This window comes from Pseudomonas sp. LFS044, assembly GCF_047978245.1.
In the GTDB taxonomy this organism is placed as follows: Bacteria; Pseudomonadota; Gammaproteobacteria; order Pseudomonadales; family Pseudomonadaceae; genus Aquipseudomonas.
Genome location: NZ_JBFPFX010000003.1, coordinates 106,729 through 126,406, shown reverse-complemented (window position 1 = coordinate 126,406; position 19,678 = coordinate 106,729). Strand labels below are relative to the sequence as shown.

General features: G+C 63.0%; 19 protein-coding genes. 12 read left to right on the top strand and 7 right to left on the bottom strand.

Features of this window, described 5'->3' with window-relative positions:
- The first annotated feature begins 62 nt into the window (after window positions 1-62).
- The 4 genes from ACNQPL_RS03365 (at window position 63) to ACNQPL_RS03350 (ending at window position 3,972) form a co-directional block, all read left to right on the top strand.
- Window positions 63-1,670: a response regulator gene (locus ACNQPL_RS03365; RefSeq protein WP_416465891.1), complete on the top strand. Its 1,608-nt coding sequence runs from the start codon at window positions 63-65 to the stop codon at window positions 1,668-1,670.
- Entirely contained in the window at window positions 1,667-2,359 is a 693-nt protein-coding gene (locus ACNQPL_RS03360; protein WP_346614926.1) for a HAMP domain-containing sensor histidine kinase, read from the top strand. The genes ACNQPL_RS03365 and ACNQPL_RS03360 overlap by 4 nt, the downstream gene beginning before the upstream one ends.
- A gap of 149 nt (window positions 2,360-2,508) precedes the next feature.
- A complete protein-coding gene (locus ACNQPL_RS03355; RefSeq protein ID WP_416465889.1) occupies window positions 2,509-3,150 on the top strand; it encodes an MBL fold metallo-hydrolase in 642 nt (213 codons plus the stop codon).
- A gap of 99 nt (window positions 3,151-3,249) precedes the next feature.
- Window positions 3,250-3,972, top strand: coding sequence for an OmpA family protein (locus ACNQPL_RS03350; RefSeq protein WP_346614928.1), 723 nt, complete (start codon window positions 3,250-3,252; stop codon window positions 3,970-3,972).
- Between the two features lie 120 nt (window positions 3,973-4,092).
- Here ACNQPL_RS03350 and pta read toward each other — a convergent pair whose 3' ends face one another.
- Both pta and ACNQPL_RS03340 read right to left on the bottom strand, forming a co-directional pair.
- Entirely contained in the window at window positions 4,093-6,180 is a 2,088-nt protein-coding gene (gene pta / locus ACNQPL_RS03345) for a phosphate acetyltransferase (protein WP_416465887.1), read from the bottom strand.
- Window positions 6,181-6,212: 32 nt separating this feature from the next.
- Window positions 6,213-6,515 (bottom strand): DUF3565 domain-containing protein, encoded by a 303-nt coding sequence (locus ACNQPL_RS03340; protein ID WP_346614930.1) that lies wholly within the window; start codon window positions 6,513-6,515, stop codon window positions 6,213-6,215.
- On the opposite strand from ACNQPL_RS03340, the gene ACNQPL_RS03335 reads away from it, so the two are divergent.
- The 3 genes from ACNQPL_RS03335 to ACNQPL_RS03325 all read left to right on the top strand — a co-directional run bounded on the left by ACNQPL_RS03335 (window position 6,514) and on the right by ACNQPL_RS03325 (window position 8,853).
- On the top strand, window positions 6,514-6,999 hold the full coding sequence (locus tag ACNQPL_RS03335) for a peptidylprolyl isomerase (RefSeq protein ID WP_346614931.1): 486 nt from the start codon (window positions 6,514-6,516) through the stop codon (window positions 6,997-6,999). The two genes, ACNQPL_RS03340 and ACNQPL_RS03335, sit on opposite strands and share 2 nt — an antisense overlap.
- Before the next feature lie 143 nt (window positions 7,000-7,142).
- Window positions 7,143-7,625, top strand: coding sequence for a glutathione peroxidase (locus tag ACNQPL_RS03330; protein ID WP_346614932.1), 483 nt, complete (start codon window positions 7,143-7,145; stop codon window positions 7,623-7,625).
- 124 nt (window positions 7,626-7,749) lie between these two features.
- Window positions 7,750-8,853, top strand: a complete 1,104-nt coding sequence (locus tag ACNQPL_RS03325) for an NADH:flavin oxidoreductase (protein WP_416465884.1) — start codon at window positions 7,750-7,752, stop codon at window positions 8,851-8,853.
- Here the strand turns inward: ACNQPL_RS03325 and ACNQPL_RS03320 are convergent.
- Entirely contained in the window at window positions 8,822-10,036 is a 1,215-nt protein-coding gene (locus ACNQPL_RS03320) for a glycosyltransferase family 4 protein (protein ID WP_416465882.1), read from the bottom strand. The two genes, ACNQPL_RS03325 and ACNQPL_RS03320, sit on opposite strands and share 32 nt — an antisense overlap.
- Before the next feature lie 165 nt (window positions 10,037-10,201).
- Here ACNQPL_RS03320 and ACNQPL_RS03315 point away from each other — a divergent pair, with 165 nt between their 5' ends.
- Window positions 10,202-11,518, top strand: a complete 1,317-nt coding sequence (locus ACNQPL_RS03315) for a methyl-accepting chemotaxis protein (RefSeq protein WP_416465880.1) — start codon at window positions 10,202-10,204, stop codon at window positions 11,516-11,518.
- Between the two features lie 73 nt (window positions 11,519-11,591).
- Here the strand turns inward: ACNQPL_RS03315 and ACNQPL_RS03310 are convergent, their stop codons facing one another.
- The 3 genes from ACNQPL_RS03310 to cysZ form a co-directional block, all read right to left on the bottom strand.
- Window positions 11,592-11,969 (bottom strand): hypothetical protein, encoded by a 378-nt coding sequence (locus ACNQPL_RS03310; RefSeq protein WP_346614936.1) that lies wholly within the window; start codon window positions 11,967-11,969, stop codon window positions 11,592-11,594.
- 103 nt (window positions 11,970-12,072) lie between these two features.
- Window positions 12,073-12,597 (bottom strand): hypothetical protein, encoded by a 525-nt coding sequence (locus ACNQPL_RS03305; RefSeq protein ID WP_416465878.1) that lies wholly within the window; start codon window positions 12,595-12,597, stop codon window positions 12,073-12,075.
- An 83-nt stretch (window positions 12,598-12,680) separates the two neighbouring features.
- The gene (gene cysZ, locus ACNQPL_RS03300) at window positions 12,681-13,430 is read right to left on the bottom strand and encodes a sulfate transporter CysZ (protein WP_416465876.1); all 750 of its coding nucleotides are present in this window, start codon (window positions 13,428-13,430) and stop codon (window positions 12,681-12,683) included.
- A 331-nt stretch (window positions 13,431-13,761) separates the two neighbouring features.
- On the opposite strand from cysZ, the gene trxB reads away from it, so the two are divergent.
- A complete protein-coding gene (gene trxB / locus ACNQPL_RS03295; protein WP_346614943.1) occupies window positions 13,762-14,724 on the top strand; it encodes a thioredoxin-disulfide reductase in 963 nt (320 codons plus the stop codon).
- Window positions 14,725-14,815: 91 nt separating this feature from the next.
- On the opposite strand, the gene nadC is transcribed toward trxB, so the two are convergent.
- Entirely contained in the window at window positions 14,816-15,664 is an 849-nt protein-coding gene (nadC, locus tag ACNQPL_RS03290; protein ID WP_346614944.1) for a carboxylating nicotinate-nucleotide diphosphorylase, read from the bottom strand.
- 242 nt (window positions 15,665-15,906) lie between these two features.
- Between nadC and ACNQPL_RS03285 the strand changes: the two genes are divergently transcribed.
- The 3 genes from ACNQPL_RS03285 (at window position 15,907) to ampE (ending at window position 19,546) form a co-directional block, all read left to right on the top strand.
- Window positions 15,907-18,060 carry a DUF1631 domain-containing protein gene (locus ACNQPL_RS03285; protein ID WP_416465874.1) on the top strand — a complete coding sequence of 718 codons (2,154 nt, stop codon included), beginning with the start codon at window positions 15,907-15,909 and terminating at the stop codon, window positions 18,058-18,060.
- An 86-nt stretch (window positions 18,061-18,146) separates the two neighbouring features.
- On the top strand, window positions 18,147-18,719 hold the full coding sequence (ampD, locus tag ACNQPL_RS03280; RefSeq protein WP_416465873.1) for a 1,6-anhydro-N-acetylmuramyl-L-alanine amidase AmpD: 573 nt from the start codon (window positions 18,147-18,149) through the stop codon (window positions 18,717-18,719).
- The gene (ampE, locus tag ACNQPL_RS03275) at window positions 18,716-19,546 is read left to right on the top strand and encodes a regulatory signaling modulator protein AmpE (RefSeq protein WP_416465871.1); all 831 of its coding nucleotides are present in this window, start codon (window positions 18,716-18,718) and stop codon (window positions 19,544-19,546) included. Before ampD ends, ampE begins: the two co-directional genes overlap by 4 nt.
- Window positions 19,547-19,678: the final 132 nt, after the last annotated feature.

Below are 19,678 nucleotides of genomic sequence, written 5' to 3'. Positions count from 1 at the left end.
CAGTATTCGGCGGTATGCATCACCCCGCGCCATCCTCCCATCATCCAATACAGGTCGTGTTGATGCTGCAGTACGGGCAAAAGAGCTTTTTGATCGTCGATGACTTCACCGACTTTCGTACGTCGACCCGCTCCATGCTGCGTGAGCTGGGCGTGCGCGACGTCGACACTGCCGACAGCGGCGAGCAGGCCCTGCGCATGTGCGGGCAAAAGCGCTACGACTACATTCTTCAGGATTTTCACCTGGGTGATGGCAAGAAGAATGGCCAGCAAGTGCTCGAGGACCTGATCCTCGACAAGCTCATCAGCCATGAGTGCGTGTTCATCATGGTGACCGCCGAAAGCAGCCAGGCCATCGTGCTCAGCGCGCTCGAGCACGAGCCCGATGCGTACCTGACCAAACCGTTCAACCGGGTTGGCCTGGCCCAGCGCCTCGACAAACTGACGCAACGCAAGACCTTGCTCAAGCCTATCCTCCAAGCGCTGGACCGCGGCCGCCCGGCCGAAGTGCTGGCGGCGTGCGCCGAGCTGTGCAAGAAAGACCCGCGTTTCGCGCCGCTGTGCCTGCGCTACCGCGCCGATGCCCTGCGCGGCCTCAACCGTTTCGAAGAGCTCGACAAGTTCCTCAAGGGCATCCTTGCCAGCCGGCCGCAGCCTTGGGCGTACGCAGCATTGGGCAGCCTGATGCACAAGCGTGGCCAGAACGCCCAGGCCCAGGGGGTTTACGAGCAAGGCCTCAAGGCGTTCCCGATCATGCCGAGCCTGTATGACGGCATGGCCGACGTGCTGGTGGCCCAAGGCGACACCAAGCGCGCCCAGGGCATGCTTGAAGAAGCGGTGCGCCTCTCGCCCCTGGCAGTGCGGCGCCAGGCTGCACTGGGCAAGCTGGCGCTGGGTAACGAAGACTTCGAGAGCGCGGCCAAAGCCTTCCGCCATGCGGTGAACCAGGGGCAGAGTTCGCGCTACAAGGATGCCGAGAGCAACCTCGGGTTGGTGCAGGCACTGATGAGCAAGAACGCCGGTTTTGGCCTGGATGCGCGCACCCGGGTCGAGATCAACACCGTGCTCAGCGAGGTGGCCAAGGACAACCTCGACGATCAAGGCCTGCAGGTGCGGGCGCGCATGATGAAGGCCGCCAGCCTGCAGCAGGCCGGTGATGCCGATACCGCCGCCAAGCTCACCGAACAGGCCCTGCAGCGGCTGGAAAAGATGGATCAGTTCTTCTCGGTCGAAGCAGCACTGACCGTGGCCAGGCAGCTGCAAGGGCTCGACCAGGCTGGCGCGGCGAACACCATCCTCAAGGCGTGTGTGGAAACCTATGGTGATGACCCCAAGGTCATGCAGAGTGTAGCCGCGCTGACCGACGACCCGGCAGTGCTCAACGCCGTCACCGAGGCAGTCGACCTCAACCGCCAAGGCGTGCGCAGCTACCAGGCTGGGCAACTCAACGAGGCCTTGCAGATGTTCCGCAGGGCATTGTCGCTGCAGCCCAAGAACATCAGCATTGCCCTCAACACCTCCCAGGCGCTGTTGCGGATTGGTGGCGAAGTGACCCCGCCTGCCATCCTGGAGGAGTGTCGCAGCTGCCTGACCAGCGTCGCAGGCATCCCTGCCAGTGACAGCCGCTATGACCGCTACCGCAAATTGCACATCAAGGTTTTCGGCGCATGAGCCAGGATAATCAGGGGCTGGATTTTTCCACGGTGATCGCCTCCACCGTGCACGACCTGAAAAACTCGTTGTCCGCGCTCATCCAGTCCCATGACCAGTGGCTGGCGCGCCTGCCCGAAGAGCTGCGCAGTGGCACCGAGCAGGGCGTAATGGAGCATGAGTTCCGTCACCTCAACGGCATGCTGGTGCAGTTGCTGGGCCTGTACAAGCTGGGCGTCAACCAGCTTCCGGTGTGCCCGGACTACCACGAGCTGGACGACTTCATCGAAGCGCAACTGGCGGCCCACCAGCAGGTGCTTGAGCACAACGACATCCTCGCCACCTGGCGTGTCGACAGCGACAACCCGCTGGGCTTCTTCGACCGTGAGCTGGTCGCTTCGGTGATCGCCAACGTGATCACCAATGCCACCCGTTACGCCGGGCATGCGCTGCTGATCAGCATCGAGGAAGAAGACGAGCAACTGGTAATCAGCGTCAACGACGACGGCCCCGGCTACCCCGCGCGCCTGCTCGAGCGGCAGCAGGACTACGCGCTCGGGATCGACGGGCAGAGTGGCAGCACCGGGCTTGGCCTGTATTTCGCGGCACGGATTGCGGCGTTGCACGAGCGCGATGGGGTGCAAGGGCGGATCGAGATTGCCAATGGCGGGGCGCTTGGGGGTGGGTTGTTCCGGTTGTATTTGCCGTGATTGAGCGCGTGGGGCCCAGGGCTTGCCTTGGGTTATCCTGCGCACATGAAATCGAGCGCCGCCCGCGCGGCGCTCGATCTGCTTGGCGCCATACCACTAAAGGCAAGCGCCCGGTTCCACCCACTCACGACTCGCAGCGGTAGCCCCAGATGCTTTCCCAGCCCCCCCTCATCCGCGAAACCTTCCCCGTAGGCCCGCTGCAGTGCAACTGCACCCTGATCGGCGACCCGCTCAGCAAAAAAGCCATCGTCGTCGACCCAGGCGGTAACCCGGACAAGATCCTCGCCCGCCTGCAGGCCCACGGCCTGACCCTGGTGAGCATCATCCACACCCACGCGCACTTCGACCATTTCCTGGCCTCGGGCAAGCTCAAGGAGCTGACCGGCGCCACCTTGCACCTGCACAAGGACGACCAGCCGCTGTGGGACAACCTGGAGATGCAGTGCCAGATGTTCGGCGTACCCTACACCCCGGTGCCACCGCCGGACCGCTGGCTGGGTGATGACGAAGCGCTGGCCTGCGGCTGTGGCGTGGCCCTGCACACCCCAGGGCATACGCCGGGCTCGATGAGCTTCTGGTTCGCCGATGCCAAGCTGTTGGTAGCGGGGGATACGCTGTTCCGCCGTGGCATTGGCCGGACCGATTTGTGGGGGGGCGACCAACGGGCTATCGTTCGTTCGATCAAGGAGCGGCTGTACCGTCTGGATGAAGACGCCATCGTGGTCACCGGCCACGGGCCGGATACCCGCCTTGGCGACGAAATGCGCGAGAACCCGTTCGTGCGGGCATGAACAGGTTTTCATGGAATTATTTCGCCGCGCTGTAATCCAAGGCTGGCATAGATCCATTCACGATTTGCCGCACACACGAATTTTTGTAGGAGCTTGTCCATGTTCACCATGCGTCGTCTGATTATCGTCGCGACCGCTGCAGCCCTGATGACCGGCTGCGCCAGCCAGAACCCTTATGACAACCAAGGTCAGGCACAGGGCGGCTCGACGGGCATGAGCAAGACCGCCAAGTACGGTGGCCTGGGCGCGCTGGCCGGCGCCATCGCCGGTGCCGCCATCGATCACAACAACCGTGGCAAGGGCGCGTTGATTGGCGCCGCCGCTGTCGGTGCCGCCGCTGCCGGTTACGGCTACTACGCCGACAAGCAGGAAGCCGAACTGCGTGCGCAAATGGCCAATACCGGCGTTGAAGTGCAACGCCAGGGTGACCAGATCAAACTGATCATGCCGGGCAACATCACCTTCGCCACCGATTCGGCGAACATCGCGCCGAGTTTCTACTCGCCGCTGAACAACCTGGCGACCTCGTTCAAGCAGTTCAACCAGAACACCATCGAAGTGGTCGGTTTCACCGACAGCACCGGCAGCCGCCAGCACAACATGGACTTGTCCCAGCGCCGCGCCCAGGCGGTCAGCGCCTACCTGACCTCGCAAGGTGTGGATGCCTCGCGCGTTACCGTACGTGGTATGGGCCCGGACCAGCCGATTGCCAGCAACGCCGATGCCAATGGCCGCGCTCAGAACCGCCGGGTAGAGGTCAACCTGAAGCCGATCCCGGGTCAGCAGTATGACCAGCAGGGGCAGGTTCAGCAGTACCCGTGAGTTTTCAGGGCCGCTGTGCGGCCCTATCGCCGGCAAGCCGGCTCCCACAGGATCGCAACCGCTGCACATCGCTGGGGGGCCGGCTTGCCGGCGATTGGGCTGCACAGCAGCCCCCAGGTTTCAGCGCACGACGCTGGCCTGAATAGCTGTAAGGGCGATGGTATGCACGATGTCATCCACCTGAGCACCGCGTGGCAGGTCGTTTACCGGCTTGCGCAGGCCTTGCAGCATCGGCCCCAGGCTGACCCCGTCGGTACTGCGCTGCACCGCCTTGTGGGTAGTGTTGCCGGTGTTCAGGTCGGGGAACACGAACACCGTGGCGCGCCCGGCCACCGGGCTGTTGGGGGCGAGCTGGCGGGCAATATCAGGGTTGGCGGCAGCGTCGTACTGCAACGGCCCATCAATCAGCAGGTTCTGCTCCGCGCTCTGCGCCAGGCGCGTGGCTTCGCGCACTTTTTCCACTTCTTCATCGCTCGCCGAGTCGCTTGAGTAGCTGATCATCGCTACCCGTGGCGCGATGCCGAAGGCTTGTGCCGATTCGGCGCTCTGCCGGGCGATCTCGGCCAGTTCGCTGGCGCTGGGGTGCGGGTTCATCACGCAGTCGCCGTACACCAGCACCTGTTCGGGAAACAGCATGAAGAACACCGATGACACCAGGCTTGCGCCCGGCGCGGTCTTGATCAGTTGCAGGGCAGGGCGGATGGTGTTGGCGGTGGAGTGCACCAGGCCCGAGACCAGGCCATCGACTTCGTCCAGTGCCAGCATCATGGTGCCGATCACTACCGGGTCTTCAAGCTGTTGCTCGGCCATGGGCGCATTGAGGTTCTTGCTCTTGCGCAGGTCGACCATCGGCTCCACATAGCGACCGCGAATCAGCTCGGGGTCGAGAATTTCAAGGTCCGCCGGCAAGGTGATGCCCTGCGCGCGGGCCACGGCTTCGACTTCTTCCGGTTTTGCCAGCAGCACGCAACGGGCGATACCTCGCGCCTGGCAGATAGCGGCAGCCTGCACCAGCAATGGCTCGGCGCCTTCGGGCAGGACGATGCGTTTATTCGCCTGCTGCGCCCGCTGTATCAGCTGGTAGCGGAACACCGCTGGCGACAGGCGCAGCTCGCGCGGGGTGCCGCAGCGTTGGTGCAGCCAGGCCGCGTCGAGGTGGCTGGCGACGAAGTCGGTGATGAACTCGGCGCGCTCGCGGTCATCCACCGGGATTTCGCGGTTGAGCGAGTTGAGCTGGTTGGCCGTGTCGTAGGAGCCAGTGCTCACCGAGAGGATCGGCAGCCCGGCCTGCAGGGCGCCGCGGCACAGGCCGAGGATGCGTGTATCGGGCTTGCTGTCGCTGGTCAGCAGCAGGCCGGCCAGCGGCACACCGTTGATCGCCGCCAGGCTGACGGCGAGGATGATGTCGTCGCGGTCGCCCGGCGTCACCACCAGCGTGCCGGGGGTGAGCAGCGGCACGGTATTGGCCACGGTGCGTGCACAGATGATGATCTTGTTCATGCGCCGTTGTTCGTAGTCGCCGGCATTGAGCACTTGCGCGCCCAGCAGGTCGGCCACGTCACGGGTGCGCGGGGCATTCAGGTCGGGCTGGTAGGGGATGCAACCGAGCAGGCGGAAGTCGCCGCCACGCAGCAGCGGCGAGTGCTCGCGCAGACGCGTGGCGAACTCGGCCATGCTCTCGTCGGTGCGCACCTTGTTGAGGATCACCCCAAGCACTTTCGGGTCGCGCGGGCCACCGAACAGCTGGGCCTGCAGTTCGACCCGTCCGGACAGTTCGCTGAGCACTTCGTTTTCCGGCGCCGACACCAGAATCACTTCGGCGTCCAGGCTCTTGGCCAGGTGCAGGTTTACCCGCGCCGCATAGCTGGCATGGCGGGTCGGCACCATGCCCTCGACCACCACCACGTCATTGCCGATGCAGGCTTGCTGATAAAGACGAATGATTTCCTCGAGCAGCTCGTCCAGCTGGCCATCGCCAAGCATGCGCTCGACCTGGGCCAGGCTCAGTGGCTTGGGCGGCTTGATGCCGTGGGTGCGGGCTATCAGCTCTGTGGAACGTTCCGGGCCGGTGTCGCCAGGGTGCGGCTGGGCAATCGGCTTGAAAAAGCCGACCTTGAGCCCGGCGCGCTCCAGGGTGCGCACCAGGCCCAGGCTGATCGAAGTCAGGCCGACACCGAAATCGGTCGGCGCTATGAAAAATGTCTGCATGCGTGCTTCTCGAAATAAAGCGTTGCAAGGAATCAACGGGCAAGGGTAGCGCTATCGGCCCCTTGTGCACACCAGCCACAGGCGAAAGCCTGGCCGATGCGCTGCGCGCGCTGTTCGGGGTCGAGCACCCAAGGGCGCGCTTGCCACGGTGGCTGGTGGCGCAGGTGCTGGGTGTGGCCGCAGGACAGGTCGACCACCCAGTGGCCCTCATCGTCCTGGTGGAAGCCAATGATCCGACTGATGGGGCACCCCTCGTCCCTGCTGGGTTCGCAATCAGACGATGCGTTGGTTACACTTGTCCGTTCTACATACTTTTGCAAAAGGTCTTGCCCCATGCTGATCGCCGCCAACAAGGCTGTCTCCATCGACTATACCCTGACCAACGACGCCGGGGAGACCATCGACAGCTCCGCCGGTGGCGCGCCGCTGGTCTACCTGCACGGTGCCCAGAACATCATCCCGGGCCTGGAAAAAGCCCTGGAAGGCAAACAGGCTGGCGACGAACTGAACGTCACCATCGAGCCTGAAGATGCCTACGGCGAATACCTGGCCGAACTGGTCAGCACCCTGAACCGCAGCATGTTCGAAGGCGTCGACGAACTGGAAGTGGGCATGCAGTTCCACGCTTCTGCGCCGGACGGCCAGATGCAGATCGTCACCATCCGTGACCTGGACGGCGACGACGTGACTGTCGACGGCAACCACCCGCTGGCCGGCCAGCGCCTGACCTTCCAGGTCAAGGTTGTTGACGTGCGTGACGCCACCCAGGAAGAAATCGCTCACAAGCACATCCACGGTGAAGGTGGCCATCACCACTGATTTTCTGCGCTAAGCTCAGAAAGTCGCCAGGCGCTCGGACAAGCCGACACGCCTCCCGCGGGAGGTGAACGGCTTGGACGAGCGCCTTTTTAGTGGGCGCAATTCGCCCCAGCGACAACTGGGAACCTGAGAGGGGATTCATCATGAGTGCATTTCACGACCTGACGTTGAAGGCGCTGAACGGCCAGGACCTGCCCTTGGCACCGTTCAAGGGCCAGGTGGTGCTGGTGGTCAATGTCGCCTCCAAGTGTGGCCTGACGCCGCAATACGCTTCGCTGGAAAAGCTCCATCAGCAGTTCAAGGGCAAGGGCTTCAATGTGCTGGGCCTGCCCTGCAACCAGTTTGCCGGCCAGGAGCCTGGCAGCGAGAAGGACATCCAGGAGTTCTGCAGCCTCAACTATGGTGTGAGCTTCCCCCTGGGCGCCAAGCTTGAGGTCAACGGGCCGCAGCGTCATTCGTTGTATCGCCTGCTGGCCGGCGAGGGTGCCGAGTTTCCGGGTGACATCAGCTGGAACTTCGAAAAATTCCTGGTGGGCAAGGATGGGCGCGTACTGGCCCGCTTCGCGCCGCGTACTGCACCGGATGACCCGACGGTGGTGCAGGCCATCGAGAAAGCGCTGGGTTGAATATCCAAGGGGCTGCCAAGCGGCCCCGGCGATACTGCAGAATCACCCGGATCAATAATGCTGGGCCAACCTTTCCACTGCTCCTAACCTCAGCGCATTTCCTCACCCTGACGGAAGCGCCCCCATGTCCACCCATCCCCTGTTCAAGCCGTTCACCCTTGGCGCACTCGAGCTGCCGACCCGTGTCGTCATGGCACCCATGACCCGTACCTTCTGCCCCGGTGGCGTGCCCCACGACGGTGTGGTCGAGTACTACCGCCGCCGCGCCGCCGCCGGGGTAGGCCTGATCATCACCGAAGGCACCACGGTTGGGCACAGGGCTGCCAACGGCTACGCCAATGTCCCCCGTTTTTATGGTGAGGATGCACTGGCTGGCTGGAAACGTGTGGTCGATGCAGTGCACGCCGAAGGCGGCCGTATCGTGCCCCAGCTGTGGCACGTCGGTGCGGTGCGCCGCCTGGGTACCGAGCCTGATGCCAGCGTGCCGGGCTTCGGCCCGAGCGAGAAGGTCAAGGACGGCCAGGTGCAGGTGCATGGCATGACCCACGACGACATCCGTGAGGTGATCGCAGCGTTCGCCGAGGCGGCCCGCGATGCCCAGGCCATCGGCATGGACGGCGTGGAGATTCATGGCGCCCACGGCTACCTGATCGACCAGTTCTTCTGGGCGGCCAGCAACCGCCGCGACGATGAGTACGGCGGCGATCTGGCTGGCCGTTCGCGCTTTGCCATCGAGCTGATCCAGGCTGTGCGGGCAGCTGTAGGGCCGGGCTTCCCGATCATCTTCCGCTTTTCGCAGTGGAAGCAGCAGGACTACAGCGCACGGCTGGTGGACACACCCGAGGCGCTGGCGGCGTTCCTCAAGCCACTGTCCGACGCGGGTGTGGATATTTTCCACTGTTCCACCCGCCGGTTCTGGGAGGCGGAATTCGAAGGCTCCGAGCTGAACCTGGCCGGTTGGACTCGCGCACTGACGGGCAAACCGACCATCACGGTGGGCAGTGTCGGGCTCGATGGCGAATTCCTGCAGTTCATGGTCGCTACCGACAAGGTGGCCCAACCCGCCAGCCTGGAAGGCTTGCTGCGGCGTCTGGGCGATGAGGAGTTCGACCTGGTGGCGGTAGGCCGGGCCCTGTTGGTGGATGCCGAGTGGGCGCAGAAAGTGCGCGACGGGCGTGAAGCGGACGTGTTGCCGTTCAGCCGCGAGGCGCTGGCGACGTTGGCTTGATTTCCAGGCCGGGGCCTGCGGGCTCGCGGCCCGCACGTACCGTGTGGCAGGCGGCGTAAAGGTGCGCCTCGAACTGCTCGATTATCGCCGACCAGCCTTGGCGGCTGGCATGTTGGCGGGCATTGAGGCGCACTCGGCGCAAGGTTTCGCTTTCCTCCAGCAGCCAGCAGGCCGCATCGATGAAGGCGGCCTGATCACCCGGCATGGCCAGCGCGCCGCTGTGGCCATGACGGATGTGCTGGGCGGCGGCGGCTTCGTCATAAGCGACCACGGCCAGCCCCGAGGCCATCGCTTCGAGCACCACATTACCAAAGGTTTCGGTCAGGCTCGGGAACAGGAACAGGTCGCCACTGGCGAAGTGTTCGGCCAGCGCCTCACCGCGCTGGGTACCGCAGAACACGGCATCCGGCAACTGCTGTGCAAGGGTGGCGCGCTGCGGCCCATCACCGACCACGACAAGGCGCAGCCGCCGCTGTGGATAAGTGTTCTGCAAGGCTTGCAGGCACGGGCGCAGCAGGCCCAGGTTCTTTTCTGCGGCCAGGCGCCCGACATGCAGCACGGCGATATCTTCCGGGCCGAGCCCCCAGGCATCGCGCAAGGCCTGGCTGCGCCGGGCCGGGTTGAACAGCCCGGCATCCACGCCACGGGCCATCAGCACCAGGCGCTCGAAGCCGCGCCGCTGCAGTTCAAGGCGCTGGCTGGCGCTGGGTACCAACGTAGCAACGCTACGCCGGTGAAACCAGCGCAAGTAATGCGTAAGCAGACGTGCCAACAAACCGAGGCCGTATTGCCCGCAATACTGCGGGAAATTGGTATGAAAACCGCTGACGACGGCCACGCCCAGGCGCCGCGCTGCTCGCAACGCACTCAGCCCCAGCGGGCCTTCGGTGGCGATGAAGAGCACATCCGGGCGGTGCCGGCGCCAGCGGCGCAACAGTGTGTGCATCGACACCTCACCCCACTGCAGGCCCGGGTAGCCCGGCACGCCCCAGCCACGGCACAAAAACAAGTCAGGGGCATCACCTGCAGGCTGTTCACCCACCTGCCTGGGCCGCACGACTTCCACGTGATGCCCGCGCTGGCGCAACCCATCGCCAAGGCGCCCAAGGGTATTGGCCACGCCGTTGATTTCGGGCGGGAAGGTTTCGCTGACGAGGGTGATGCGTAGGGCAGGTGTGTTCATGACAAAAAGTTTCCGCCTGCTGCGTTGCGCTCATGTGACAGCCTGGTGATGCGCAGATGACGCGTATAACGTCTGCGTGAATATTTCCGTGCCGTGCACTCAAGAACCGACCCTGGGCAGCCGATGGAGATGCATTCGATCAGGTGATGCGCTCCGGGAGCGGTGATGTTCAACAACAAGCTCAAGCAAGAAATCCAGCAACTGCGCGAGGAGCTGTTTTCCGTCGAGCAGGTCAAGAACAGCCTGGATAGCGAAATGCTGGTGCTCCAGCTCGACCCTCAGGGGCGTATCGAGATGGTCAACGGCAACTTCGAGAAAGAGATGCGCTACCGCCCCGAGCAACTGATCGGGCGTCACATCGAAGATATCGTGCCGGCCCATGTGAAGAAGCTCGACTTCCATCAGCGCATGAAAACCGCCATCACCCGCGGTGAGCACCTCAATGGCGCCTTCCGCCTGCTGCGTGGTACCGGTGAAGAGGCCTGGCTGCGCTCGATCCTGCAACCGGTAAAGGGCAGCGACGGGCGCATCAAGTACTTCACGATGCACTCCAGCGACCTGACCCGCACCATCGAAGCCTCACGCGAACACGAAAGCCTGATCAAGGCGCTGATGCGTTCTACAGCCGTGATCGAATTCAACCTGGATGGGCAGGTGCTGACCGCCAACGACCGTTTCCTGCAAACGGTCGGGTATAGCCTTGAGCAGGTGCGCGGCAAGCATCACCGCATGTTCTGTGAACCGGAGGAAGCCAACTCGGCAGGTTACCAGGCGTTCTGGGACAAGCTGCGCCGCGGCGAGTACGTGGCCGATCGCTTCAAACGGATCGATGCCCATGGCCGCACGGTATGGCTGGAGGCGTCCTACAACCCGATCATGGATGCCCATGACGTGCTGTACAAGGTGGTCAAGTTCGCCACGGTGATTACCGATCAGGTCAATCAGGAGCAGGCCGTGGCGCAGGCAGCAGACATTGCCTACAACACCTCGCTGGAAACCGACAGCAGTGCCCGCAAGGCCACCGATGTGGTGACCCAGACGGTTGAGGTGATGCGTGGCCTGGAAGGTTCGATGCAGGATGCCGCCGAAGGCATTCAGGCGCTGGACAAGCAGTCCAAGGTGATTGGCGCGATCATCAAGACCATCAGCGACATCGCCGGCCAGACCAACCTGCTGGCGCTCAATGCCGCCATCGAGGCCGCCCGGGCCGGTGAGCAGGGGCGTGGTTTTGCGGTAGTCGCAGACGAAGTGCGCCAGCTGGCTTCACGTACCAGCACCGCCACTGAAGAAATCGCCAAGGTGGTGCAACAGAACGAGCAGTTGGCCCAGGCGGCGGTGGATATCATCGACACCAGCAAACGCCAGGCCGAGCAAGGGCTGGCGCTAGCCGCAGATACCGGTGGCGTGATCGTCGAGATTCAGGAAGGGGCGAAGAGGGTGGTGGATGCAGTCGGGCAGTTCTCAAGCCAGCTCAGCCACTAGGGTTTGTAACTGTAGGCGCAGGCAAGCCAGCGCCTACAGTGACGGCGTTACACAGTTTTGGTACAGCGCCTACTCAGCCTTGCAGCTGTTGATAAACATCGCTGGCGATGGCCGCGAAGGTTTCAATGCTAGCGAACCTGCTATCGATGCGGTGTTCGTCCTGGAAGGAGAACGCCACACCAAATACACCGCTGAACTCATCTGTGATCACAGGATGATTGTTTTCTAGAACTGCGTTGGCAATAAAGGTTGGCAATGCAGTACTGCTGGTGACAATCCTGTCGACGGGATTGTTCACGCTGTTGATGAACAGCTGATCGGCAGGTATGTCGATGCCTTGCCCCTGCAGTGCTTCATCGAGTCTCCAGGTTGCCTTGTGCTTGAGCACTTCGAACCCGTGTAAATGTGCCGGTATGTCGGTAAGGTCCAGATAATCTCTATCTTCATTCATGATCAAGTGCCTTTTTCAAGTACTCATCCGAGCGGGCGGTTATTGATGCATGAGTCTGCGTTCAACGCGTGTGTGCAGGCCCATGCACTCTCACATTTGCGCGTCAGGCAATGGGTGGCATTTCCATCATCCGGTCGAACGTTTCCTGCAAGGCGGCCCAGAAGTTACCGTCGCTGTCGAGCATGCGCTCGCCGCCGCTGTCATCCGAGTACTCAACGCTTTCCGGCTTATGCAGTGCTCCGCTGATCAATGCCCATGTCAGGAAGTTAATGGCAGAGCGCTGTTCGGCAAACTCATCGTTGCTGTAGACGAACCAGTTGGTTGCAGATTCCAAATCATGTTTTGCAAGCGTCTCCTTGAGGACGTTGTAAACGCGTCCCTGGATCTTTTCGAATGCTTCGTTTTCTTCATTCGTGAGCGACGGCCCTTCCAAGCCTACTCGCCCGCGTAGGCCTAGTGGGCCTTTCGGATCTATTGGGCCCGTTGCTTCAGGTTCTTCAAGCTCTTCTGGGGCCGGTTCTGCTTCTGGCTCCAGTACTACCTCATCGACCTCTTCAGGCGCTTCTGGACGATCAAGAGTCTCAGCTTCATCCTGAATTTCCTTTTTGATGTCATCGTCGTCAATCATTGGTTTACTCCTGTAGAGAGAAACACCAAATGGTGTTCGACGATGATTTAGCCTGTCGAAGATAACGGGGGTGGTGTAAATAATTATTCCCTGGTGCGGTCGACGGCTTGTCCTTCCCTGACCCAGAACAACGTGGCCCCGGCCACCGCCGCTGGCATCATCAGCACGTTCACCCCTGGAATCATCAACGCCAGGTAGGTGATACCGCCGAAGCCCAGCGACTGCCAGCGCTTGCTGCGCAGCCAGGCGAGCATGTCCTGCCAGCTCATCTTGTTGTTGTCCGCCGGGTAGTCGATGTACTGGATGGCCATCATCCACACGCCGAACATCAGCCACAGCGGCGCGGCTATCACGTTCACCACTGGGATGAACGACAGGATGAACAGCGCGATGGCCCGTGGCAGGAAGTAGCCGAGCTTGCGCATCTCGCGGCCGAAGGTACGGGGCACCATGGCCACCAGCTCACCCCAGCTGAACGCCGGGAAGTGGTCTTCGCCACGCACCACGACTTCGACTTTTTCGGCCAGGAAGCCATTGAATGGTGCAGCGAGGATGTTGGCCACCAGGGTGAAGGTGAAGAACACCATCAATACCAGCAAGGCGACGAACAGCGGCCAGAGGATATAGCTGAGGAAGCTCAGCCAGTTGGGCAGGGTAGGCATGAGGGCATCGAGCCACAGGCCGAACTGGTGGCCGGCGAAGTAGATCATGCCGCCGAACAGCAGCAGGTTGATCGCCAGGGGCAGCAGCACGAACAACCGCAAATTGGGGCTCAGCACCAGTTTCAGGCCTTCGCGCAGGTATTGGGGGCCAGAGAGGACGGGGGCTTGCATCGAGATACTCCGCAGAGAAGGGAAAACGCGCTGACCTTACCGGCTTTGCCGCGCCGACGAAAGGTGAGCAAGGTTCGGGAAACCGGCTGTAACAAAAGCCTTGGAGCCCCTGTCAGAGGTGAAATTCACATATAGAGGATGCCTATGAGGTGGATTGTCGAAGGATATTTCCTTAATCTTTGCCACCTCGCTACAGTGCGCTCAACTTTACGGTTTCTGGACCTGCGCGTTGTAGCCTTCCCCAAGTGCTGCGTGGGTCCTTTTTAATTTCCAGCTGGCGCAGCCGGTCTACCGATGCCGGCCCCTGCGGCCCGCTCGACAGGAGTTCGACATGTCTGAAGTACGTCATTCGCGCGTCATCATCCTCGGTTCCGGCCCTGCCGGTTACAGCGCCGCGGTGTACGCCGCCCGCGCCAACCTCAAGCCGCTGCTGATCACCGGCATGCAGGCCGGTGGCCAGCTGACCACCACCACCGAAGTCGACAACTGGCCGGGCGACCCCCATGGCCTGACCGGCCCGGCGCTGATGCAGCGCATGCAGGAACACGCCGAGCGTTTCGAGACCGAGATCGTCTTCGACCACATCAACGCTGTCGACCTGGCCAACAAACCGTTCACCCTGCAAGGTGACAGCGGCAAGTACACCTGCGATGCACTGATCATCGCCACCGGTGCCAGCGCGCGTTACCTGGGCCTGCCTTCGGAAGAAACCTTCATGGGCAAGGGCGTTTCGGCCTGCGCCACCTGCGACGGTTTCTTCTACCGCAACAAGCCGGTCGCCGTGGTCGGTGGCGGCAACACTGCCGTTGAAGAGGCGCTGTACCTGGCCAACATCGCCAGCAAGGTGACCCTGGTACACCGCCGCGAGACCTTCCGTGCCGAGAAGATCCTGGTCGACAAGCTGAACGCCCGTGTTGCCGAAGGCAAGATCGAGCTCAAGCTCAACGCCACCTTGGACGAAGTGCTGGGTGACAACATGGGTGTGACCGGCGCGCGCCTGAAGAACAACGACGGCAGCAGCGACGAAATCAAGGTCGACGGTGTGTTCATCGCCATTGGCCACACCCCGAACACTTCGTTGTTCGAAGGCCAGCTGACCCTGAAGGACGGCTACCTGGTGGTCCATGGCGGCCGTGAAGGCAACGCCACCGCCACCAACGTCGAAGGCGTGTTCGCCGCAGGCGACGTGGCTGACCATGTCTACCGTCAGGCCATCACCTCGGCGGGTGCGGGCTGCATGGCGGCGCTGGACGTCGAGCGTTATCTGGACGGCCTGGCCAACGCCTCGTTCTGATTCACGCATAAAAAAACCGGCCATCTGGCCGGTTTTTTTTTGCCTTTGATGTGCTGCGGCTGTACCGGCCTCATCGCGGGCAAGCCCGCTCCTACAGGCTCAGGCGCATCGACAGGTCGACCGCCTTCACATCCTTGGTCATGGCGCCAATCGAGATGTAGTCCACGCCCGTCTCGGCAATCACACGCAGGGTGCTTTCGTTGACCCCGCCACTGGCCTCGAGCTTGGCCTTGCCGGCAGTGATGCGCACCGCTTCGCGCATTTCGTCCAGGCTCAACTCGTCGAGCATGATGATGTCGGCACCGGCGTCCAGCGCCTGGCGCAGCTCGTCCAGGCTCTCCACCTCGATTTCCACCGGCTTGCCCGGGGCGATGCGGTGCGCCGCCGCGACGGCTTCGGGCACGCCGCCGCTGGCAGCGATGTGGTTTTCCTTGATCAGGAAGGCGTCGTACAGGCCGATGCGGTGGTTGTGGCACCCGCCGCAGGTGACCGCGTACTTCTGCGCCAGGCGCAGGCCGGGCAGGGTCTTGCGGGTATCTAGCAAATGCACCTGGGTGCCCTCGACCAAGTCTGCGAGCGAGCGCGCACGGGTGGCCACACCCGACAGCATCTGCAGGAAGTTCAGCGCGCTGCGCTCGCCGCTGAGCAGCGAACGGGCCGGGCCTTCAAGGTGGAACAGCACCTGATTGGCCGTGGCGCGTTCGCCATCGACCACCTGCCAGTGCACCGCCACGCGCGGGTCGAGCTGGCGGAACACGGCATCGACCCAGGCGGTGCCGGCAATCACGCATTCTTCGCGGGTGATGATGGTGGCCTTGGCCAGGCGCTCGGCCGGGATCAGCTGTGCGGTGATGTCGCCACTGCCTATGTCTTCCAGCAGCGCGCGGCGCACGTTGGCTTCGATCTCGGCGGTCAGGTCGGCAAGGCGTAGGTTCGGCATGGTCGGCTCCACAAGCTAGGTGCCGCCGATTATAGGGCAGGGGGGCGTGGTGTACAGCCGCCTTGCGGCACACCTTTGGTCAGGTCGCGTGAGCATTTTGCAAAAAATACAGTCATTTACCCGCAAGCCAAGTGCTGCTGGCGGGCGTCGGCAATTTTACCGATAATGGCGCCCACTATTTGGCGTCATAGCTTTGACGATCCGTCGCCCTATCAAACACGTCACCCTGCAAGGAGTTCGGGATGCATGAAGAAGGCAAGGTGGTGTCCCTGGTGGCCGCCATCGATCGCGGCGCGCGTACGCCCTTGCCTTGCCTCCCGGTGCTGCTTTTGCAGGTGCGCGACAAGGCCGCCCTGCAATTGCGTCAGGGCCTGCTGGCGTTGTTCAACAACGCCGACAATACCCTGTTCGAGATGGCCGACAAAGCCACCGAACGCGCCGACCAGAACCTGTATTTCGAAGCCATGCGCGACTTGCGCCTCAAGCGCAAAAGTATCGAGCGCGGCTTTCTCGACAGCTTTCACGACAGCTTTGCGCGCATCTGCCAGGCCGCCCCTCCGGGTTTCATGGCCGCGACCGATAGCCTGCGCAACACGGCGCAACGCGAGCGTGCAACGACCATCGACGGCATGGTTGCACGCGTGCTGGCGCGTGACGGTGTTGCCCTCGGCCAACTGAGCCTGCGCTTGCAGGCCCTGCTCGAGTGCCCCGTGGATCCGCAGCGCAACCCGCTCGGCCCTGCTGCGCTGTGCGGGTACTTCCTCGAAGCCGGGCGTAACCTGGGGGTGGGCCTGCGGGTCAAACTGATCCTGCTGAAGCTTTTCGAACGCTATGTGCTGCGTGACATCGACGTGCTTTATGGCGATGCCAACCAGTTGCTGGCTACCGCCGGCGTGCTGGCAGAACTGGCCCCGGCGCCACGTCGACGAGTTGCGGACCGCCGCCTGGGCGCGCGGCGGGTGCCCCCAGGGGACGCGCCGGGCGATACCCTCGGCGCGGACGATGCCGGGCAGGCTTTCTTCGCCTCGCTGCAGGGCTTGCTTGCACCGGCGCGTGGGCGCATCGCACCACGCTTGCAGCGGGTCGCCACGGCCCAGCCGATCAGCAACCCCGACCTGCTGCGCCTGCTTTCGCACCTGCAGCACTATGTGCCGGCCACCCTCGATGAGGACGGTTTCGATCTCGGCCAGCAACTCGAACAACTGCTGTTGCGGGTCAGCGTGCGCAGTGGCACCCGTCGGCGTATTGCCCCGGCCGATGAAGACACGATCAACCTGGTCGGCCTGTTGTTCGACCACATCCAGGGCGACGACAACCTGCCAGCCAGCCTGCGCGCGCTGATCGTTCGTCTGCACATCCCCCTGCTCAAGGTGGCGCTGCTCGACAAGGGGCTGTTCAGCCGCGCCAGCCACCCGGCCCGTCGCCTGCTCAACGAGATCGGCGACGCTGCGATTGGCTGGGAGAGCGGCAACGAAGGCTTGCGTGATGGCCTGCACCTGCGCGTGGAACACATCGTCCAGCGCCTGCTCAATGACTTCACCGACGACTGCGCACTGTTCGCCGAACTGCTGGAAGACTTCCTCGCCTACAGCCAGGACGAACGTCGACGCAACGAGTTGCTCGAACAACGCACCCGCGACGCCGAAGAGGGGCGGGTGCGTGCCTTGCAGGCCCGCCAGCAGGTGCAGCAGGCACTCAACCAGCGGCTGCGCGGGCGTGTGCTGCCCGAAGTGGTGGTGCAGATGCTGGTGCAAGCCTGGAGCCAGGTATTGTTGCTGGCCTGGCTGAAAGAGGGGGAGCGTTCCCCGGCGTGGGTCAAGGCGTTGGCCACCATGGATACGTTACTTGCCAGCATCATTCCCAACCGTGACCCGCAGGCACTCTTGCAGCAGGTACCGGGCCTGCTCAAGGCCCTGCGTGAAGGCCTTGCCAGCGTGGCACTGGATTCGGTGGCGACGCGCGACTTTTTCCAGCAGCTCGAGCAACTGCACCTGCGTGCTTGCGCGGGGCCCCGACAGCCGCCTGTCGAGGTGGCCGAGGTGCTGGTGGCCGAAGACATCGTGCTGGCCATCGCTGACGAGGCCGCTTGCGCCCCGCTGCACCAACCCGGGGACTACGTTGCCCACCTGCGTGCGGTGCAGCGGTTGCGTATCGGTAGCTGGGTGGAAGTGCTTGATGAGGATGAGCCGCTGCGCTGCAAGCTGGTGGCGCGCATGGAGAGCAGCGACCGCCTGGTGTTCGCCAAGCGCAACGGGATGAAGGTAAGCCAGTGGACCGTGGCAGGCCTCGCCCAAGCGCTGCGTCGCGGCGAAGCACGGGTGCTTGATGACCGCCTGCTGTTCGAACGGGCTTTGGATGCCGTGCTCCAAGGCTTGCGGCAAAAGCAGGTGCATTGACCCACGGCTGCAGGATTCACATGCACAGCGCCGCCCTCGCAGGGCATACTGCGCTCGTGTACCCGGCGCTTTACAGGATCTGCCCCATGCAATTGGACCGTGCCACCGGCTGGTTCCACGGAAACGGAATCACCCACTGCCCTTCGCCGAACTTCAACGCGCGCCCCGAAGGCGAATCGATTTCCCTGCTGGTGATTCACAACATCAGCCTGCCGCCGGCCTGCTTTGGCAGCGGCAAAGTCCAGCAATTCTTTCAGAACTGCCTGGACCCCAACGAGCATCCCTACTTTGCCAGCATCAGCCACCTGACCGTGTCGGCGCATCTGTTCGTCGAGCGCGACGGCGCGGTGACGCAGTTCGTGTCGTTGCTCGACCGTGCCTGGCATGCGGGCGTGTCATGCTTCGACGGGCGTGAGGGCTGCAACGACTTTTCCATCGGTATCGAGCTGGAGGGCACCGATGACCTGCCCTACAGCGATGCCCAGTACAGCGTGCTGGAGCAACTGACCCGGCAGATCCAGGCGGCTTGGCCGGCCATCGACATGGCCCGCATCCAGGGCCATAGCGATATTGCCCCGGTACGCAAGACCGACCCGGGCCCTGCATTCGACTGGTTGCGATACCGAGCCGCCGTGCAAGCCAAAGAGGACAAGGCATGAGTTTTCTGGTGTTGATGCTGGCGCTGTGGTTCGAGAAATTCTCCGCCCTGCGCCATCAGGTGCAACGCGATGGTTTCTTCCTCGGTGAACTGGTGCGCCTGGAGCGCAGCGGCAAAGTGCACCCCTGGTGGAGCCTGGCCATTCTGGTGCTGGCCCCCGTGGCGGTGCTGGTATTACTGCTGCATGTGCTCGACCCGGTTGCCTATGGCTTGCTTGCCCTGCCGGTGCACCTGCTGGTGCTGATCTACAGCTTGGGCCGCGGGGATGCCAAAGCCGCCCTCGGGCCTTTCCGCGATGCCTGGCGGCGTGGCGACGACCAGGGGGCGCTGCATGTGGCCGAGCGTGACCTGGGGCTGGTGGCCGAAGAGCCCCATGGCTTGTTGGTGCGGGTGCAGGGTTACCTGCTGTGGCAGGCGTATCAAAGCTTCTTTGCCGTGATCTTCTGGTACTTCGTGCTCGGCCCAGGGGCGGCGCTTGCCTATCGCTTGTTGGCGTTGACTGCCGATAACAGCCACCAACCTGCGCTCAAGGCCCGTGCCGAACAGTTGCGGCACATCATGGACTGGCTGCCGGTGCGGGTGCTGGCCGTGAGCTTTGCCTTGGTCGGCAATTTTGTCGCGGTGACCCGCGTGATGCTGCACGAACTGCTCAACTGGCACATCAGTGCCGCGCATTTGGTGGCCAGGGTCGGGCGGATTGCCGACGACATCCCCGACGAAGAGGAAAGCCTGCGTGGGTTGGGCCGGCTGGACAGCCTGTGGGAACTGCTGCTGCGCTGCGCGGTGCTGTGGTATGCCGGGTTTGCGCTGTGGACGGTGCTTGTGTAGGGGCGCCCCGGCAAGGCCGCTCCCGCACCTTGCTGCTTTTGGTTAACCTTAAGTTACAAACCTCCGATCAGTTCTGCGCTATACAGGTGGCCTAGTGCTACCCCTCGCAGAACAAAAAGAATCCAAGGAGGT

Bases quoted from the DNA above. Each gene is read 5' to 3' on its own strand.
- ACNQPL_RS03285 (WP_416465874.1), top strand. From the start codon at position 15,907: ATGCATGAAGAAGGCAAGGTGGTGTCCCTGGTGGCCGCCATCGATCGC.
- ACNQPL_RS03325 (WP_416465884.1), top strand. From the start codon at position 7,750: ATGTCCACCCATCCCCTGTTCAAGCCGTTCACCCTTGGCGCACTCGAG.
- trxB (WP_346614943.1), top strand. From the start codon at position 13,762: ATGTCTGAAGTACGTCATTCGCGCGTCATCATCCTCGGTTCCGGCCCT.
- cysZ (WP_416465876.1), bottom strand. From the start codon at position 13,430: ATGCAAGCCCCCGTCCTCTCTGGCCCCCAATACCTGCGCGAAGGCCTG.
- ACNQPL_RS03330 (WP_346614932.1), top strand. From the start codon at position 7,143: ATGAGTGCATTTCACGACCTGACGTTGAAGGCGCTGAACGGCCAGGAC.
- ACNQPL_RS03360 (WP_346614926.1), top strand. From the start codon at position 1,667: ATGAGCCAGGATAATCAGGGGCTGGATTTTTCCACGGTGATCGCCTCC.
- ampE (WP_416465871.1), top strand. From the start codon at position 18,716: ATGAGTTTTCTGGTGTTGATGCTGGCGCTGTGGTTCGAGAAATTCTCC.
- ampD (WP_416465873.1), top strand. From the start codon at position 18,147: ATGCAATTGGACCGTGCCACCGGCTGGTTCCACGGAAACGGAATCACC.
- ACNQPL_RS03350 (WP_346614928.1), top strand. From the start codon at position 3,250: ATGTTCACCATGCGTCGTCTGATTATCGTCGCGACCGCTGCAGCCCTG.
- pta (WP_416465887.1), bottom strand. From the start codon at position 6,180: ATGCAGACATTTTTCATAGCGCCGACCGATTTCGGTGTCGGCCTGACT.
- ACNQPL_RS03320 (WP_416465882.1), bottom strand. From the start codon at position 10,036: ATGAACACACCTGCCCTACGCATCACCCTCGTCAGCGAAACCTTCCCG.
- ACNQPL_RS03305 (WP_416465878.1), bottom strand. From the start codon at position 12,597: ATGATTGACGACGATGACATCAAAAAGGAAATTCAGGATGAAGCTGAG.
- ACNQPL_RS03315 (WP_416465880.1), top strand. From the start codon at position 10,202: ATGTTCAACAACAAGCTCAAGCAAGAAATCCAGCAACTGCGCGAGGAG.
- ACNQPL_RS03355 (WP_416465889.1), top strand. From the start codon at position 2,509: ATGCTTTCCCAGCCCCCCCTCATCCGCGAAACCTTCCCCGTAGGCCCG.
- nadC (WP_346614944.1), bottom strand. From the start codon at position 15,664: ATGCCGAACCTACGCCTTGCCGACCTGACCGCCGAGATCGAAGCCAAC.
- ACNQPL_RS03340 (WP_346614930.1), bottom strand. From the start codon at position 6,515: ATGGGGCAAGACCTTTTGCAAAAGTATGTAGAACGGACAAGTGTAACC.
- ACNQPL_RS03335 (WP_346614931.1), top strand. From the start codon at position 6,514: ATGCTGATCGCCGCCAACAAGGCTGTCTCCATCGACTATACCCTGACC.
- ACNQPL_RS03310 (WP_346614936.1), bottom strand. From the start codon at position 11,969: ATGAATGAAGATAGAGATTATCTGGACCTTACCGACATACCGGCACAT.
- ACNQPL_RS03365 (WP_416465891.1), top strand. From the start codon at position 63: ATGCTGCAGTACGGGCAAAAGAGCTTTTTGATCGTCGATGACTTCACC.